Origin of the sequence: Streptomyces coeruleoprunus (assembly GCF_039542925.1) — a bacterium.
Taxonomy (GTDB): domain Bacteria; phylum Actinomycetota; class Actinomycetes; order Streptomycetales; family Streptomycetaceae; genus Streptomyces; species Streptomyces coeruleoprunus.
In genome coordinates this window covers 1,436,287-1,453,396 of record NZ_BAABIT010000001.1, presented here as the reverse complement: position 1 = coordinate 1,453,396, position 17,110 = coordinate 1,436,287, and the positions used below count along the sequence as shown (strand labels likewise).

At 70.7% G+C, this 17,110-nt stretch carries 12 protein-coding genes; 8 read left to right on the top strand and 4 right to left on the bottom strand.

What is annotated here, in order from left to right; all coding sequences use genetic code 11:
• The first annotated feature begins 10 nt into the window (after positions 1-10).
• The 7 genes from ABEB09_RS06315 to ABEB09_RS06285 all read left to right on the top strand — a co-directional run bounded on the left by ABEB09_RS06315 (position 11) and on the right by ABEB09_RS06285 (position 9,666).
• Positions 11-955 (top strand): carbohydrate ABC transporter permease, encoded by a 945-nt coding sequence (locus ABEB09_RS06315; protein WP_345687936.1) that lies wholly within the window; start codon positions 11-13, stop codon positions 953-955.
• Between the two features lie 214 nt (positions 956-1,169).
• The gene (locus ABEB09_RS06310) at positions 1,170-2,381 is read left to right on the top strand and encodes an ROK family transcriptional regulator (protein WP_345687934.1); all 1,212 of its coding nucleotides are present in this window, start codon (positions 1,170-1,172) and stop codon (positions 2,379-2,381) included.
• A 121-nt stretch (positions 2,382-2,502) separates the two neighbouring features.
• A complete protein-coding gene (locus ABEB09_RS06305; RefSeq protein ID WP_345687932.1) occupies positions 2,503-3,597 on the top strand; it encodes a substrate-binding domain-containing protein in 1,095 nt (364 codons plus the stop codon).
• Positions 3,598-3,765: 168 nt separating this feature from the next.
• A complete protein-coding gene (locus ABEB09_RS06300) occupies positions 3,766-4,560 on the top strand; it encodes an ATP-binding cassette domain-containing protein (RefSeq protein WP_345693854.1) in 795 nt (264 codons plus the stop codon).
• Positions 4,557-5,861, top strand: a complete 1,305-nt coding sequence (locus ABEB09_RS06295) for a sugar ABC transporter permease (RefSeq protein ID WP_380842031.1) — start codon at positions 4,557-4,559, stop codon at positions 5,859-5,861. The genes ABEB09_RS06300 and ABEB09_RS06295 overlap by 4 nt, the downstream gene beginning before the upstream one ends.
• Before the next feature lie 208 nt (positions 5,862-6,069).
• Positions 6,070-7,983: a 1-deoxy-D-xylulose-5-phosphate synthase gene (gene dxs / locus ABEB09_RS06290; protein WP_345687930.1), complete on the top strand. Its 1,914-nt coding sequence runs from the start codon at positions 6,070-6,072 to the stop codon at positions 7,981-7,983.
• Positions 7,984-8,133: 150 nt separating this feature from the next.
• Positions 8,134-9,666, top strand: coding sequence for an amino acid permease (locus ABEB09_RS06285; protein ID WP_345687928.1), 1,533 nt, complete (start codon positions 8,134-8,136; stop codon positions 9,664-9,666).
• A gap of 85 nt (positions 9,667-9,751) precedes the next feature.
• On the opposite strand, the gene ABEB09_RS06280 is transcribed toward ABEB09_RS06285, so the two are convergent.
• Entirely contained in the window at positions 9,752-10,135 is a 384-nt protein-coding gene (locus ABEB09_RS06280; RefSeq protein WP_345687926.1) for an NYN domain-containing protein, read from the bottom strand.
• A 73-nt stretch (positions 10,136-10,208) separates the two neighbouring features.
• Between ABEB09_RS06280 and recQ the strand changes: the two genes are divergently transcribed.
• Entirely contained in the window at positions 10,209-12,065 is a 1,857-nt protein-coding gene (gene recQ, locus ABEB09_RS06275; protein WP_345687924.1) for a DNA helicase RecQ, read from the top strand.
• Between the two features lie 104 nt (positions 12,066-12,169).
• Here the strand turns inward: recQ and ABEB09_RS06270 are convergent, their stop codons facing one another.
• The 3 genes from ABEB09_RS06270 to ABEB09_RS06260 all read right to left on the bottom strand — a co-directional run bounded on the left by ABEB09_RS06270 (position 12,170) and on the right by ABEB09_RS06260 (position 17,048).
• The gene (locus ABEB09_RS06270; RefSeq protein ID WP_345687922.1) at positions 12,170-14,299 is read right to left on the bottom strand and encodes a 3-hydroxyacyl-CoA dehydrogenase NAD-binding domain-containing protein; all 2,130 of its coding nucleotides are present in this window, start codon (positions 14,297-14,299) and stop codon (positions 12,170-12,172) included.
• Complete coding sequence (locus ABEB09_RS06265) at positions 14,296-15,510, bottom strand: thiolase family protein (RefSeq protein ID WP_345687920.1); 1,215 nt, start codon at positions 15,508-15,510, stop codon at positions 14,296-14,298. Before ABEB09_RS06265 ends, ABEB09_RS06270 begins: the two co-directional genes overlap by 4 nt.
• 242 nt (positions 15,511-15,752) lie before the next feature.
• A complete protein-coding gene (locus ABEB09_RS06260) occupies positions 15,753-17,048 on the bottom strand; it encodes an HRDC domain-containing protein (RefSeq protein WP_345687918.1) in 1,296 nt (431 codons plus the stop codon).
• Positions 17,049-17,110 lie beyond the last annotated feature (62 nt).

Sequence of the window (17,110 nt, the reverse complement as noted above, 5' to 3'; positions counted from 1 at the left end):
GGGGCGGCCGATGACCACCGAAGAGATCGAGAAGGTCGACGGGCCGGCGGACGGGGTGCCGCGCCCGGCCGGCACCACCACCGTCACCGGCACCCTCGGCCCGACGCGGGGGCGGAGCTCCGAGGGCGGCGCCCTCAACGTCTTCTCGCACGGGATCCTCGTGCTGTGGGCGCTGATGGTGGGCGTGCCGCTGCTGTGGGTGCTGTGGAGTTCCTTCAAGGACAGCAACGGCATCCTCACCGACCCGTGGGGCCTGCCGACCGTCCTGCACTGGGAGAACTGGTCGAACGCGTGGAACGACGCGAACATGGGCCAGTACTTCGTGAACACGGCGATCGTCGTCGGCGGGTCGGTCGTCGGCACGATGGTGCTGGGCTCGATGGCCGCGTACGTGCTGGCCCGCTTCACCTTCCCGGGCAACCGGCTCATCTACTACCTGTTCGTGGCCGGCATGTCCTTCCCCGTCTTCATGCTGGTGATCCCGCTCTTCTTCGTGCTGCGGGACTTCCCGGGCAGCTCGCTGCTGGCGACGTACCACGGGCTGATCCTCGTCTACATCGCGTACTCGCTGCCCTTCACCGTCTTCTTCATGACGGCGTTCTTCCGGACGCTGCCGACCTCCGTCGCCGAGGCGGCGATGATCGACGGGGCCTCGCACACCCGGACGTTCTTCCAGGTGATGCTGCCGATGGCCAAGCCCGGCCTGATCAGCATCGGCATCTTCAACTTCCTGGGGCAGTGGAACCAGTACCTGCTGCCGATGGTGCTCAACCAGCAGGAGGACAAGTACGTCCTCACGCAGGGCCTCGCCATGATCGCGTTGCAGCAGGGCTACGAGAACGACTGGGGCGCCCTCATGGCGGGCATGATGATCGCCATGCTGCCGGTGCTGGTCGTCTACTCCGTCTTCCAGCGGCAGGTCCAGGCCGGCCTGACGGCGGGGGCGCTCAAGTAGCCCCCACTACGTACGGATCGTGAAGCGCCTGCCGGTGTGATGTCGCACACCGGCAGGCGGCTTTTTTTGGGCGTAATCCCAGCTGAAACGGCTATTTCCGTACATTTATCTGCTCATCGGAGCTTCGTGATGCTCAAGGTCTTGACGGAGGGCAACCCCAAAGGCTCAGCTTAGAGTTCACATGTTGGAGAAAACGGCAGGAGTGAGTGAGTCGATGGAGACTCCGGGGTCGCAGACATCTCTGCATCGGGCCAACCTCGAACGCGTCGTGCGCGCCGTACGCATGGCCGGGTCCCTCACCCAGGCGGAGATCGCCCGGGCCACGGGCCTGTCCGCCGCCACGGTCTCCAACATCGTGCGCGAACTCAAGGACGGCGGAACGGTCGAGGTCACGCCCACCTCGGCCGGCGGCCGGCGGGCCCGCAGCGTCTCCCTCAGCGGCGACGCCGGCATCGTCATCGGCGTCGACTTCGGCCACACCCACCTGCGCGTCGCCGTCGGCAACCTCGCCCACCAGGTGCTCGCCGAGGAGTCCGAGCCGCTGGACGTCGACGCTTCGTCGGCGGAGGGCTTCGACCGGGCGGAACAGCTGGTCAAGCGGCTGATCGAGACCACCGGCATCGGCCCCGGGAAGGTCATCGGCGTCGGCCTCGGCGTGCCCGGACCCATCGACGTCTCCTCCGGCACGCTGGGCTCCACCTCCATCCTGCCGGGCTGGAGCGGCATCAATCCCAGCGAGGAGCTGTCCGGCCGCCTCGGCGTCCCCGTCCACGTGGACAACGACGCCAACCTCGGCGCACTCGGCGAGCTGGTCTGGGGCGCCGGACGCGGCGTGAAGGACCTCGCGTACATCAAGGTCGCGAGTGGTGTGGGCGCCGGCCTCGTGATCGACGGCCGCGTCTACCGCGGCCCCGGCGGCACGGCCGGCGAGATCGGCCACATCACGCTGGACGAGTCCGGGCCGGTCTGCCGCTGCGGCAACCGCGGCTGCCTGGAGACCTTCACCGCCGCCCGGTACGTGCTCCCGCTGCTCCAGCCCGGGCACGGCCCCGACCTCACCATGGAGAAGGTCGTCCAGCTGGCCCGCGAGGGCGACCCCGGCTGCCGCCGCGTCATCGCGGACGTCGGCCGCCACATCGGCAGCGGCGTCGCCAACCTCTGCAACCTGCTCAACCCCAGCCGGGTCGTCCTCGGCGGCGACCTCGCCGAGGCCGGTGAGCTGGTCCTCGCGCCCATCAGGGAGTCCGTGTCGCGGTACGCCATCCCCAGCGCCGCCCGGCAGCTGTCCGTGGCGCCCGGCGCCCTCGGGGGACGCGCCGAGGTGCTGGGCGCGCTCGCGCTCGTACTGAGCGAAATGGGCGATTCGACCCTGCTGGAGAGCGCGCGCCCCGCACCCTCGCGGGCCGCTACGCCTGCCTTCACTTAGATAACGGATGGCACCGTTGTCATCTCGTTAAGAATTTACTCCTTGACGATGGCCTGGCGGCCGAGTTGACTCGCAGCCACCTCGGCCGCAACGTCGCGGCCTCGTCAGGGAGGCAACCCATATGAACGCAATGACGCGACGCGTCGTCATAGGCACGGCCGCGGTGTCCATGGCCGTGTCCCTCGCCGCCTGTGGCAAGGCGGGCGACGGCGACGCCGCAGGCGGCGGCGACAGCAAGACCATCGGTCTGCTGCTCCCCGAGAACAAGACCACGCGCTACGAGACCTTCGACCGCCCGATCATCGAGGCGAAGATCAAGGAACTCTGCGAGGAGTGCGAGGTCAAGTACAACAACGCCGCGCAGGACACCGAGACGCAGAAGAAGCAGTTCGACGCGCTCGTCACGCAGGGCGTCAAGGTGATCATCCTCGACTCGGTCGACTACAAGGCCACCAAGTCCTGGGTGCAGCAGGCGGAGAAGAAGGGCGTCAAGGTCGTCGCGTACGACCGGCTGGCCGAGGGCCCGATCGCCGCCTACGTCTCGTACGACAACGAGAAGATCGGCCGCCTCCAGGGCGAGGGTCTGGTCAAGGCCCTGGGCGACAAGGCCAAGGAGAGCAACGTTGTCATGATCAACGGCTCCCCGACCGACCCGAACGCCCCGCTGTTCAAGAAGGGCGCCCACAGCGTCCTCGACAAGCAGGTCAAGAAGATCGTCTACGAGCAGGACATCCCGGACTGGTCGCCGGACGAGGCCAACAAGAAGATGGGCGCCGCCATCGACTCGCTCGGCAAGGACGGCTTCCAGGCGGTCTACTCCGCCAACGACGGCATGGCCGGCGGCATCATCACCGCGCTGAACAAGCAGGGCGTCAAGGTCCCCGTCGGCGGCCAGGACGCCGAGCTGGCCGGTCTCCAGCGCATCCTGAAGGGCGACCAGGCCTTCACGATCTACAAGCAGATCAAGCCGGAGGCCGAGACCACCGCCGAGATCGCCGTCCGCCTGCTGAAGGGCGAGGACTTCTCCCACCTGACCCCGTCGAAGGTCACCAGCCTCACCGGCGAGTTCAAGGGCATCCCGGCCAAGCTGTACGACGCGCAGATCGTGACCAAGGACAACATCGCCGACACGATCGTCCTCGACAAGGTCTACAAGGCCGCGGACATCTGCACGGCCGAGTACAAGGCCGCCTGCGAGGCCGCCGGTATCAAGTAACCGGCCGCACTCCACCCCCCACGGGTGAGGCCCGCCCTCCCGGGCCCCCCGCACCGGTCCGGTGCCCGCCCCCTTCACGCCCCGCAGCGACGGGCGGGCGCCGGACTCACCTCGCACCCCTCTGTGCTCACACGCACCACCATCCCCGCCGGACAGGCGGCGAAGGAGATGATTCACGTGTCCGCTACGCCCGTGCTGGCGTTGCGCGGAGTCTCCAAGCGGTTCGGCGCCGTACAGGCGCTCACCGACGTAGACCTGGAGATCCACGCCGGTGAGGTGGTCGCCCTGCTCGGCGACAACGGCGCCGGCAAGTCGACCCTCGTCAAGACCATCTCGGGGGTCCACCCGATCGACGAAGGCGTCATCGAGTGGGAGGGCCGGGCGGTCCGGGTCAACCGGCCCAACGACGCCCAGGACCTCGGGATCGCCACCGTCTACCAGGACCTCGCGCTCTGCGACAACCTCGACGTCGTCGCCAACCTCTTCCTCGGCACCGAGCTGCGCCGCGTCTCCGTCCTCGACGAGATCGCCATGGAGAAGCGCGCCAAGCAGCTGCTGGACACCCTCTCCATCCGCATCCCGAGCGTGCGCATCCCCGTCGCCTCGCTCTCCGGCGGCCAGCGCCAGGTCGTGGCCATCGCCCGCGCCCTCATCGGCGACCCCAAGGTCGTCATCCTCGACGAGCCGACCGCCGCCCTCGGCGTCGAGCAGACCGCCCAGGTCCTCGACCTGGTCGAGCGCCTGCGCGAGAACGGCCACGGCGTCATCCTCATCACGCACAACATGGCCGACGTCCGGGCCGTCGCCGACCGCGCGGCCGTCCTGCGCCTCGGCCGCAACAACGGTGTCTTCAGCGTCAAGGACACCTCGCACGAAGAGATCATCGCCGCGATCACCGGCGCCACGGACAACGCCGTCACCCGCCGCCAGGCACGTACGGCCTCGAAGGAGGACGCGAAGTGAGCGACCTCACCAAGACCCCCAAGCACCGCGGCGCCCACGCGGCCAACGGCACCGACCGGCCGGCCACCCCGGTCCCGGCCGTCGACCCGCGCCTCCTCGTCCGCGAGGAGGGCCTCAAGGGCTACCTGACCGAGTTCACCCGCAAGGTGCGCGGCGGCGAGCTGGGCTCCCTGCCGGTCTTCATCGGCCTGATCGTCATCGCGATCATCTTCCAGTCGCAGAACAGCAACTTCCTGTCGGCGAGCTCGGTCGCCAACATCGCGGTCTACAGCTCCGGCCTCGGCATCATGGCCGTCGGCATCGTCTTCGTCCTCATCCTCGGCGAGATCGACCTGTCGGTCGGCTCCGTCGCGGGCGTCGGCGCCGCCGTCTGGGCCGTGCTCAACGTCAGCAACGGCATGAACGACTGGCTCGCCGTCGCCGTCGCCGTCCTGTGCGGCCTCGCCCTCGGCCTGCTGCACGGCTTCTTCTTCGCCAAGATCGGCGTACCGGCGTTCGTCGTCACCCTCGCCGGCTTCCTCGGCTGGAGCGGCCTGCAGATCTGGCTGATGGGCAAGGAAGGCTCGATCAACACGCCGACCGGCTCCGTCGTCGAGCACCTGACCGGCTACTACTTCGAGGACAAGGCCGCCGCGTACGGCCTCGCGCTCTTCGCCGTCCTCGCCTACGCCGCGTCCATGCTGCTGGACCGCAAGCGCCGCCGGGCCGCCGCCCTGCCCGCCCGCCCGGTCAGCGAGGTCGTGCTGCGCACCGGCATCGTCGCCGTGCTCTGCTTCGCCGTCGCCTACGTGCTGAACGAGCCCGCCGGCGCCCGCGGTCTGCCGCTCGCCCTGGTGCTCTTCCTCGCCGTCCTCGTGGCCGCGGACTTCGTCGCCCGCCGCACGACCTTCGGCCGCAAGGTCTTCGCGGTCGGCGGCAGCGCCGAGGCGGCCCGCCGCGCCGGTATCAACGTGGACCGGGTCCGCATCGTCGTCTTCGGCCTGTCCGGCCTCCTCGCCGCCTTCGGCGGGCTCTTCGTCGCCAGCCTCTCCGGCGGCGCCACCAAGAGCCTCGGCGGCGGCAACACGCTGATGCTCGTCATCGCGGCGGCCGTCATCGGCGGCACCAGCCTCTTCGGCGGCCGCGGCAAGGTCTGGTCGGCCCTCCTGGGCATGATCGTGATCCAGTCGATCCAGCAGGGCCTGAACATGCTCGGCATGGCCAGCGAGATCCAGTTCATGATCACCGGCGCGGTGCTCCTCGCCGCCGTCGTGATCGACTCGGTCTCGCGGCGCACGCAGAAGGACGCGGGGCGCGCGTAACGCTCCCCACACCTGCCCGGCGCCGTCAACCGGCGCCGGGCACTTCTGCGTCCTGGCAAACAGCGGTACACCTCGTCATATCGGTGTACAGCCATATCGGCCATCGGGGTGATCCACAGGGCACGGCCCGATGCCCACTGTCCGGGACGGAACATTAGACTCGGCGAAATCGGCAAGCTCGACCAGCTCAACACGCAAGGAGGCACGGGTGGCTCTGCTGACCCGTATCAGGGGACCGCGCGATCTCGACCGGCTCTCCCCGGAGCAGCTGGACCAGCTGGCCTCGGAGATCCGCACCTTCCTCGTGGACGCGGTCTCCAAGACCGGCGGCCACCTCGGCCCCAACCTGGGCGTGGTCGAGCTGACCATCGCCCTCCACCGGGTCTTCGAGTCCCCGAAGGACAAGATCCTCTGGGACACCGGCCACCAGTCGTACGTGCACAAGCTCCTCACCGGGCGCCAGGACTTCTCGAAACTGAAGATGAAGGGCGGCCTGTCGGGCTACCCGGCGCGCGCCGAGTCCGAGCACGACTTCATCGAGAACTCGCACGCCTCCACCGTCCTCGGCTGGGCCGACGGCCTCGCCAAGGCCAACGAGGTGCTGGGCCTGGACGACCACGTCGTCGCCGTCATCGGTGACGGCGCCCTCACCGGCGGCATGGCCTGGGAGGCGCTCAACAACATCGCCGACGCCAAGGACCGCCCGCTCGTCATCGTCGTCAACGACAACGAGCGCTCCTACGCGCCCACCATCGGCGGCCTCGCGAACCACCTCGCCACCCTGCGCACCACCGACGGCTACGAGCGCTTCCTCGCCCGTACCAAGGACATCCTCGACCGCACCCCCGTCGTCGGGAAGCCGCTGTACGAGACGCTGCACGGCGCGAAGAAGGGCCTGAAGGACTTCATCGCCCCGCAGGGCCTCTTCGAGGACCTGGGCCTGAAGTACGTCGGTCCCATCGACGGCCACGACCTGGCCGCCGTCGAGTCCGCCCTCCAGCGCGCCAAGCGGTTCAACGGGCCGGTCATCGTCCACTGCCTCACCGAGAAGGGCCGCGGCTACCAGCCCGCCCTCCAGGACGAGGCCGACCGCTTCCACGCCGTCGGCAAGATCCACCCCGACACGGGCCTGCCCATCGCCACCTCCGGCGCCGACTGGACCTCCGTCTTCGCCGACGAGATGGTCGAGCTGGGCAAGGAGCGCAAGGACATCGTCGCGATCACCGCGGCCATGCTGCAGCCGGTCGGCCTCGACAAGTTCGCCAAGGTCTTCCCCGACCGCGTGTACGACGTCGGCATCGCCGAGCAGCACGCCGCCGTCTCCGCGGCCGGCCTCGCCACCGGCGGCCTCCACCCGGTCGTCGCCGTCTACGCCACGTTCCTCAACCGCGCCTTCGACCAGGTCCTCATGGACGTCGCCCTGCACAACTGCGGCGTGACGTTCGTCCTGGACCGGGCCGGCGTCACCGGCACCGACGGCGCCTCCCACAACGGCATGTGGGACATGTCGATCCTCCAGGTCGTGCCCAACCTGCGCATCGCCGCGCCGCGCGACGCCGACCAGGTCCGCGCCCAGCTGCGCGAGGCCGTCGCCGTCGACGACGCGCCGACCGTGGTGCGCTACTCGAAGGGCGCCGTCGGCCCCGCCGTCGAGGCCGTCGGCCGGATCGGCGGCATGGACGTCCTGCGCGAGGCCGGCACGGACCGCCCGGACGTGCTGCTGGTCTCCGTCGGCGCACTCGCCCCGATGTGCCTGGAGATCGCCGACCTCCTCGACAAGCAGGGCATCTCCACGACGGTCGTCGACCCGCGCTGGGTCAAGCCCGTCGACGAGGCCATGGCCCCGCTCGCCGAGCGCCACCGCGTCGTCGTCACCGTCGAGGACAACGGCCGCGTCGGCGGCGTCGGCTCCGCCGTCGCGCAGGCCCTGCGCGACGCGGGTGTCGACCTGCCGCTGCGCGACTTCGGCATCCCGCCGCGGTTCCTGGACCACGCCTCCCGCAGCGAGGTGCTCGCCGAGATCGGCCTCACCGCCCCGGACATCGCCCGCCAGGTGACGGGCCTCGTCTCCAAGCTGGACGGCCGCTACGACGAGGCCGAGGTCGAACCGGCCCGCGACTGACGCGCCACGGGCGACCGGCCGCGCGCGCGGCCGGTCACTCACACGGCATGGGCCGGTGGGAGCACCCTGTACGGGTGGTCCCACCGGCCATTCGCGTGAAAACCGGCCGTACCGGCAGCCACCGGACATCCGGGTCCGGATCATGACGGGGTGAGCACACAGACGGACCCGGCGGGCCGCGCCCGCGGCATCTTCCGCACCAAGACGGTCGAGCAGTCCATCCAGGACACCGAGGAGCCCGAGCACGCCCTACGGCGCTCCCTCTCCGCCCTCGACCTCACGGTCTTCGGCGTGGGCGTCATCATCGGCACCGGCATCTTCGTCCTCACCGGCAAGGTCGCCAAGGAGACGGCGGGCCCCGCCACCGCGCTGGCCTTCGTCGCCGCCGGCGTGGTCTGCGCGCTGGCCGCCCTCTGCTACGCGGAATTCGCCTCGACCGTGCCGGTGGCCGGATCGGCGTACACCTTCGCGTACGCCTCCCTCGGCGAACTGCCCGCCTGGATCATCGGCTGGGACCTCGTGCTGGAATTCGCCCTCGGCACGGCCGTCGTCGCCGTCGGCTGGTCGGGGTACGTCCGGTCGCTGATGGACAACATCGGCTGGCACCTCCCGCAGTCCCTGTCCGGGACCGACGAGGTGCACGGCTTCGCCTTCGACCTGCTCGCCTTCCTGCTGGTGCTCGCCCTCACCGCGATCCTCGTCGTCGGCATGAAGCTGTCGGCGCGCATCACCGCGCTGGTCGTCGTCATCAAGGTGGCCGTCGTCCTGACCGTCATCGTCGCCGGCGCGTTCTTCATCAAGGGCGCCAACTACCAGCCGTTCATCCCCAAGGCCCAGCCCCAGCCCGGCGGCTCCGGCCTCGACGCGCCGCTCGTGCAGACCCTCTTCGGGTACGAGCCCACCAACTTCGGCGTCATGGGCATCTTCACCGCCGCGTCCGTCGTCTTCTTCGCGTTCATCGGCTTCGACGTGGTCGCCACCGCCGCCGAGGAGACCCGCGTCCCGCAGCGGGACATGCCCCGCGGCATCCTCGGCTCGCTGTTCATCTGCACCGCCCTGTACGTCGCCGTGTCCATCGTCGTCACGGGTATGCAGCACTACAGCGAGCTGTCCGTCGACGCACCGCTCGCCGACGCCTTCAAGGCCACCGGGCACCCCTGGTACGCCGGGTTCATCAGCTTCGGCGCCGCCGTCGGCCTCATCACCGTGTGCATGATCCTGCTCCTCGGGCAGACCCGGGTGTTCTTCGCCATGAGCCGCGACGGGCTGCTGCCGCGCTTCTTCTCCCGTACGCACCCCACGTTCTCCACGCCGTACCGGGCGACCGTCCTGCTCGGCGTGATCATCGCCGTCATCGCGGGCTTCACCAGCATCGACGAGCTGGCCACGCTCGTGAACATCGGCACGCTCTTCGCTTTCGTGGTGGTCGCGATCGGCGTCGTCATCCTGCGCCGCACCCGCCCCGAGCTGCCCCGCTCCTTCCGCACCCCGCTCGTCCCGTGGCTGCCGGCCCTCTCCGTGGCCACCTCGCTGTGGCTGATGCTGAACCTGCCGGGCGAGACCTGGCTGCGGTTCGCCATCTGGATGGCGGCCGGCGTCGTCGTGTATTTCGTGTACGGCCGCGTCCACAGCCGCCTGGCCGCCCCCTCGAAGCCCCACATCGACCAGCCCCGCATCCCGTGAGCCGGCCGGAGGGGCTGAACCCAGCCCCTCCGGCGCTCGAGGAGCGGGGCTTGGGGGGGGCGGCGCCCCCGATTCGGGACACCGGCTACAGCGGGCGCACCGCGCGGGGTCCCGCACACTCCGCGCCGTACTCCGTGACCCTGCGGCGCAGCTCCCGGTCGGCCGTCACGACCACGCAGCGCCGCACCGGCGCCTCCCGCGCCGCCAGCTCGGCGATCAGGTCGTCGCCGCTGCCGGGCGCCGCCTCCACGCGGACACCCGGCACCGGCTCCACACCCCGGGCCGCGCCCTCCACGACGAGGACGATGTCCAGCGGGCCCGGCAGCAGTCCCGGCACCCCCTCCGCCGCGTAGCCGGCCAGGCGGTCGCGGAGCCGTTCGGCGGCCGCCCGCCGGTCGCGCCACCAGCCGTCCGGGACGGAGCCCACCACATTGGCGGCGTCGACGATCAGGACGGGGGAGGTGCTCATGGGGCCCATTGTCCACAGGTGCGTTGTCCACAGGGCACGGCCGGGGGTGCCGGGCCGCTCGTAGAATCGGCGAATGACTTCCCCTGAACACGCCCCCGCGCCCGAGACGGCGGACGAGGCCCTGCGGGTCCTCGGCCGGGTCTTCGGCTACGACTCGTTCCGCGGACAGCAGCGGGAGATCATCGAGCACGTCATAGGCGGCGGTGACGCGCTCGTCCTCATGCCCACGGGCGGCGGCAAATCGCTCTGCTACCAGATCCCCGCCCTGGTCAGGCCGGGTGTCGGGGTGGTCGTCTCGCCGCTCATCGCGCTCATGCAGGACCAGGTCGACGCCCTGCGGGCGCTCGGTGTGCGCGCCGGGTTCCTGAACTCCACGCAGGACCTCGACGAGCGGCGCCTCGTCGAGGCCGAGTTCGCGGCGGGCGAGCTGGACCTGCTGTACCTCGCGCCGGAGCGGCTGCGCGTCGAGTCGACGCTGCGGCTCCTGGAGCGCGGCAAGATCTCACTGTTCGCCATCGATGAGGCACACTGCGTCGCCCAGTGGGGTCACGACTTCCGGCCGGACTACCTCCAGCTGTCCCAGCTCCACGAGCGCTGGCCCGACGTGCCGCGCATCGCCCTCACGGCGACCGCCACGCGGGCCACGCACGCGGAGATCGCCACCCGGCTGAACCTCCAGGACGCGCGGCACTTCGTGGCCAGCTTCGACCGGCCCAACATCCAGTACCGGATCGTCCCGAAGAGCGAGCCGAAGCGGCAGCTCCTCGCCTTCCTGAAGGGGGAGCACGAGGGCGACGCCGGCATCGTGTACTGCCTGTCCCGGGCGTCCGTCGAGAAGACAGCCGCGTTCCTGGTGGAGAACGGCATCGACGCCGTGCCGTACCACGCCGGGCTCGACGCCCGCACGCGCGCCGAGAACCAGGCGCGGTTCCTGCGGGAGGACGGCCTCGTCGTGGTCGCCACGATCGCGTTCGGCATGGGCATCGACAAGCCGGACGTCCGGTTCGTCGCCCACCTCGACCTGCCGAAGTCCGTCGAGGGCTACTACCAGGAGACCGGCCGGGCCGGCCGTGACGGGCTGCCGTCGACGGCCTGGCTGGCGTACGGGCTGGGCGACGTCGTCCAGCAGCGCCGGATGATCGACACCAGTGAGGGCGACGCCGACCACCGCCGCCGGCTGGCGGCGCACCTGGACGCCATGCTCGCGCTGTGCGAGACCGTCGAGTGCCGCCGTGTGCAGCTGCTGGCGTACTTCGGCCAGGAGAGCGGCCCGTGCGGCAACTGCGACACGTGTCTGACCCCGGCCAAGTCCTGGGACGGCACCATCGCCGCGCAGAAGGTCCTCTCGACCGTCGTACGGCTCAAGCGGGAGCGGGGCCAGTCGTTCGGCGTCGGGCAGATCGTCGACATCCTGCTCGGCCGCAAGACCGACAAGGTGATCCGGTTCGACCACGACGCGCTGAGCGTCTTCGGGATCGGCACGGAGCTGACGGAGGCCCAGTGGCGGGGGGTCGCGCGCCAGTTGCTGGCCCAGCGGCTCCTCGCCGTGCAGGGCGAGTACAACACGCTCGTCCTCACCGACGAGTCCGCCGACGTGCTCGGCGGGCGCCGGCAGGTCCTGCTGCGCAGCGAGCCGGAGAAGCCGGCCCGCGGCTCCGCCAAGTCCCCTTCGGGCAAGAAGAAGTCCGCGCCCGCCGACCTGCCCGAGGAGGCCCTGCCCCTCTTCGAGCGGCTGCGCGCCTGGCGGGCCGCCACCGCCAAGGAGCAGGGCGTCCCGGCGTACGTCATCTTCCACGACGCGACCCTGCGGGAGATCGCCGCGACCCCGCCGACGACCCTCGCGGAGCTGGGCGGCGTCAGCGGTGTCGGCGAGAACAAACTCGCCAAGTACGGCCAGCAGATCCTGGACACCCTGACGGCGACGGACTGACGCCGCGCCGCCGCATACGGCGACGGGCCGTACGGGATCCACTCCCGTACGGCCCGTCGCCGTTGCAGCCGTTGCAGCCGTGCAGCCGTGCAGCCGTGCAGCCGTTACGCCGGGACGCTCGCGAGGCCCTGCGCCAGGAACCGCTTGCCGTTCACGCGCTCCGACACGCCCTCACGGTCCAGGTACGGCGTGATGCCGCCCAGGTGGAAGGGCCAGCCCGCGCCGGTGATCAGGCACAGGTCGATGTCCTGCGCCTCGGCGACGACGCCCTCCTCCAGCATCAGGCCGATCTCCTGCGCGACGGCGTCCAGGACGCGGTCGCGGACCTGCTGCTCGGTCAGGACGACATCGCCCTGCTGCAGCAGCGCGGCGACCTCCGGGTCCAGCTCCGGCTTGCCCGAGTCGTAGACGTAGAAGCCGCGCTTGCCCGCCTCGACGACCGCCTTCAGGTTCGGGGACACCGTGAAGCGCTCCGGGAAGGCGCGGTTCAGGGTCTCCGAGACGTGCAGACCGATCGCGGGGCCGACCAGCTCCAGCAGGACCAGCGGCGACATCGGCAGACCGAGCGGCTCGACGGCCTTCTCGGCGGTGGCGACCGGGGTGCCCTCGTCGATGACGTTCTGGATCTCGCCCATGAAGCGGGTCAGGATGCGGTTGACGACGAACGCCGGGGCGTCCTTCACCAGCACCGCGGTCTTCTTCAGCTTCTTGGCGACGGCGAAGGCCGTGGCCAGCGACGCGTCGTCGGTCTTCTCGCCGCGGACGATCTCCAGCAGCGGGAGGATCGCGACCGGGTTGAAGAAGTGGAAGCCGACGACCCGCTCCGGGTGCTGGAGCTTGGACGCCATCTCCGACACCGACAGCGAGGAGGTGTTGGTCGCGAGGATCGCGTGCGCCGGGGCGACCGCCTCGACCTCGGCGAACACCTTCTGCTTGACGGACATCTCCTCGAACACGGCCTCGATGATGAAGTCCGCGTCCGCGAAGCCCTCGGCCTTGTCCAGGACACCGCTGACCAGCGCCTTGAGGCGGTTGGCCTTGTCCTGGTTGATCCGGCCCTTGCCGAGCAGCTTGTCGATCTCGGAGTGGACGTAGCCCACGCCCTTGTCGACGCGCTCCTGGTCGATGTCCGTGAGGACGACCGGGACCTCCAGGCGGCGCAGGAACAGCAGCGCCAGCTGCGAGGCCATCAGACCGGCGCCGACGACACCGACCTTGCTGACCGGGCGGGCCAGGTTCTTGTCCGGGGCGCCCGCCGGGCGCTTGCCGCGCTTCTGCACCAGGTTGAAGGCGTAGATGCCGGAGCGCAGCTCGCCGCCCATGATCAGGTCGGCCAGCGCGGTGTCCTCGGCGTCGAAGCCCTTCTGCAGGTCGCCGTCCTTGGCCGCCTCGATGATGTCGAGGGCCCGGTAGGCGGCCGGGGCCGCGCCGTGCACCTTGCCGTCGGCGATGAACCGGCCGCGGGCGACGGCCTGGTCCCAGGCCTCGCCGCGGTCCACCTCGGGGCGCTCGACGGTGATGTCGCCCTTGAGGACCTGCGCCGTCCACACGAGGGACCGCTCCAGGAAGTCCGCGCCCTCGAAGAGCGCGTCGGCGATGCCGAGCTCGAAGACCTGCGCGCCCTTGAGCTGCTTGTTCTGGTTGAGCGAGTTCTCGATGATCACCGAGACCGCGCGGTCCGCGCCGATCAGGTTCGGCAGGATCGTGCAGCCGCCCCAGCCCGGGACGAGGCCCAGGAAGACCTCGGGCAGGGAGAAGGCCGGCAGCGCCTTCGAGACGGTGCGGTACGTGCAGTGCAGACCGACCTCGACACCGCCGCCCATCGCCGCGCCGTTGTAGTACGCGAACGTGGGGACGGCCAGCGCGGCGAGACGCTTGAAGACGTCGTGGCCGCCCTTGCCGATGGCCAGGGCCTCCTCGTGCTTCTTCAGCAGCTCGACGCCCTTGAGGTCGGCGCCGACCGCGAAGATGAACGGCTTGCCGGTCAGGCCGACACCGACGATCCCGCCCTCGGCGGCCTCCTTCTCGACCTGGTCGATCGCCGCGTTCAGGTTGGCGAGCGACTGCGGGCCGAAGGTGGTCGGCTTGGTGTGGTCGAAGCCGTTGTCCAGCGTGATCAGGGCGAACCGGCCCGCACCGAACGGAAGGTCGAGGTGGCGTACGTGCGCCTGGGTGACGACCTCGTCCGGGAACAGCTCGGCCGCACCCTTCAGCAGCTCAGCGGTGGTGCTCACTTGCCCTCCCAGTGGGGGTTCTCCCAGATGACCGTCGCGCCCATGCCGAAGCCGACGCACATGGTGGTGAGGCCGTAGCGGACCTCCGGCTGCTCCTCGAACTGGCGGGCCAGCTGCGTCATCAGACGGACACCGGAGGAGGCCAGCGGGTGGCCGAAGGCGATGGCGCCGCCGTACTGGTTGACGCGCGCGTCGTCGTCGGCGATGCCGTAGTGCTCGAGGAACGCCAGGACCTGCACGGCGAACGCCTCGTTGATCTCGAACAGGCCGATGTCGCCGATCGTCAGGCCCGCCTTGGCGAGGGCCTTCTCGGTCGCCGGGATCGGGCCGTAGCCCATGACCTCCGGCTCGACGCCGGCGAAGGCGTACGAGACGAGGCGCATCTTGACCGGGAGGCCGTTCTCGCGGGCGAACTCCTCGGAAGCGATGATCGACGCGGTGGCGCCGTCGTTGAGGCCCGCGGCGTTGCCGGCGGTGACGCGGCCGTGGACGCGGAACGGCGTCTTCAGGCCGGCCAGGTTCTCCAGGGTGGTGCCCGGGCGCATCGGCTCGTCGGCGGTGACCAGGCCCCAGCCGGTCTCGCCGGCCTCCGGGTTGGTGCGGCGGACGGAGATCGGCACCAGGTCCTGCTGGATCTTGCCGTTGGCGTACGCCTTGGCGGCCTTCTCCTGCGAGCGCACGGCGTACTCGTCGGCGCGCTGCTTGGTGATCGTCGGGTACCGGTCGTGCAGGTTCTCCGCCGTCATGCCCATGAACAGGGCGGACTCGTCGACCAGCTTCTCGGAGACGAACCGCGGGTTCGGGTCGACGCCCTCGCCCATCGGGTGGCGGCCCATGTGCTCGACGCCGCCCGCGATCACCGCGTCGTACGCGCCGAAGGCGATCGAGCCGGCGACGGACGTCACGGCCGTGAGCGCACCCGCGCACATGCGGTCGATGGAGTAGCCCGGCACGGACTGCGGCAGGCCGGCGAGGATGCCGGCGGTGCGGCCGAGGGTCAGGCCCTGGTCGCCGATCTGCGTGGTCGCGGCGATGGCGACCTCGTCGATCTTCTTGGGGTCGAGGCCGGGGTTGCGGCGCAGCAGCTCCCGGATGGCCTTCACGACGAGATCGTCGGCGCGGGTCTCGTGGTAGATGCCCTTCGGGCCCGCCTTGCCGAACGGGGTGCGGACGCCGTCGACGAAGACGACGTCCCTGACGGTACGAGGCACGATGGCTCTCCTCCAGGGTGCGGGATGGCACTGCTGCGGCACGCGGCTAAGCGCGCGCTTGCTGGCCCCATGCTACTTACGGGTAACCATGCTGCACAGTCCCCCCGCCCGGAGCGTTGAAGGTCACACCCGCGCACCCCCGCCGGACACACTGGTGCCCCGCCCCCGGTCGCGCGCTCCGGGGGCGGGGCACCGTCGTATACGTACGCAGAGCCCGCCCTGCTCATCGGGCGGCCGACCGCTCAGGCCTTGACCCGCAGGGCCTTCACCAGCGCCGGGGTGACCTGCTCGATCTGCCAGGTGCGCGCGCCGTACCCGACGAGCGTCTCGGCGACCGACTCCGGCGTCGGGTCCTTGGGCGGCTCCCAGCAAACCCGGCGCACGGTGTCCGGCGTGATCAGGTTCTCCTGCGGCAGGTTCAGCGTCTCCGCGAGCGCGGAGACCGCCGCGCGGGCCGCCGACAGCCGGGCCGCCGCGGCCGGATCCTTGTCCGCCCAGGCGCGCGGCGGGGGAGGGCCGGCGACCGGCTGGCCGGGCTGGGGCAGCTCCGCGTCCGGCAGCGCCTTGGCCCGGTCGACGGCCGCCTGCCACTGTTCGAGCTGCCGGCGCCCCATGCGGTGCCCGAAACCGGGCAGCGCCGTCAGCGCGTGCACATTGGGCGGCAGCGCGAGGGCGGCCTCGACGATGGCGGCGTCGCTGAGGACCTTGCCCGGCGACACGTCGCGCCGCTGGGCGATCCGGTCACGGGCCGTCCACAGCTCCCGTACGACGGCCATCTGGCGCCGGCGCCGGACCTTGTGCATACCGGACGTGCGGCGCCAGGGGTCCTTGCGCGGCGGCGGGGGCGGCGCGGAGGAGATCGCCTCGAACTCCTGGCGGGCCCACTCCAGCTTGCCCTGCCGGTCCAGCTCCTTCTCCAGTGCGTCACGCAGGTCGACGAGCAGCTCGACGTCCAGCGCGGCGTACCGGAGCCAGGGCTCGGGCAGCGGGCGCGTCGACCAGTCCACGGCGGAGTGGCCCTTCTCCAGCACGTACCCCAGCACCGATTCGACCATCGCGCCGAGGCCCACGCGCGGGAAGCCCGCGAGCCGGCCGGCCAGCTCGGTGTCGAACAGCCGGGAGGGGACCATGCCTATCTCGCGCAGGCAGGGCAGGTCCTGGGTCGCGGCGTGCAGGATCCACTCGATGCCGTCGAGGGCGGTGCCGAGGCCGGAGAGATCGGGGCAGCCGACCGGGTCGATCAGCGCCGTGCCCGCACCCTCACGGCGCAGCTGCACCAGGTAGGCGCGCTGTCCGTAGCGGTAGCCGGACGCCCGCTCGGCGTCGACGGCGACCGGCCCGGTGCCCGCCTCGAAGGCGGCGATCACCCGGGCGAGGGAGTCGGCGTCGGCCACCACCGGCGGGATGCCCTCGCGGGGCTCCAGCAACGGGATCGGCTCCGGGGTCGTCGCCCCGTCGGCTGCGACGCCGTCGTCCGGAGGGCCGCCCCCGGTGGTTCGCAGTGATGTCTTAGCTGCGGTGTCTTGGGCGTCGGTCACCTGTCAAGGGTATCCGTGAACGGAAGGCGCCCGTCGACGGAACGTTCCGTCGACGGGCGCGT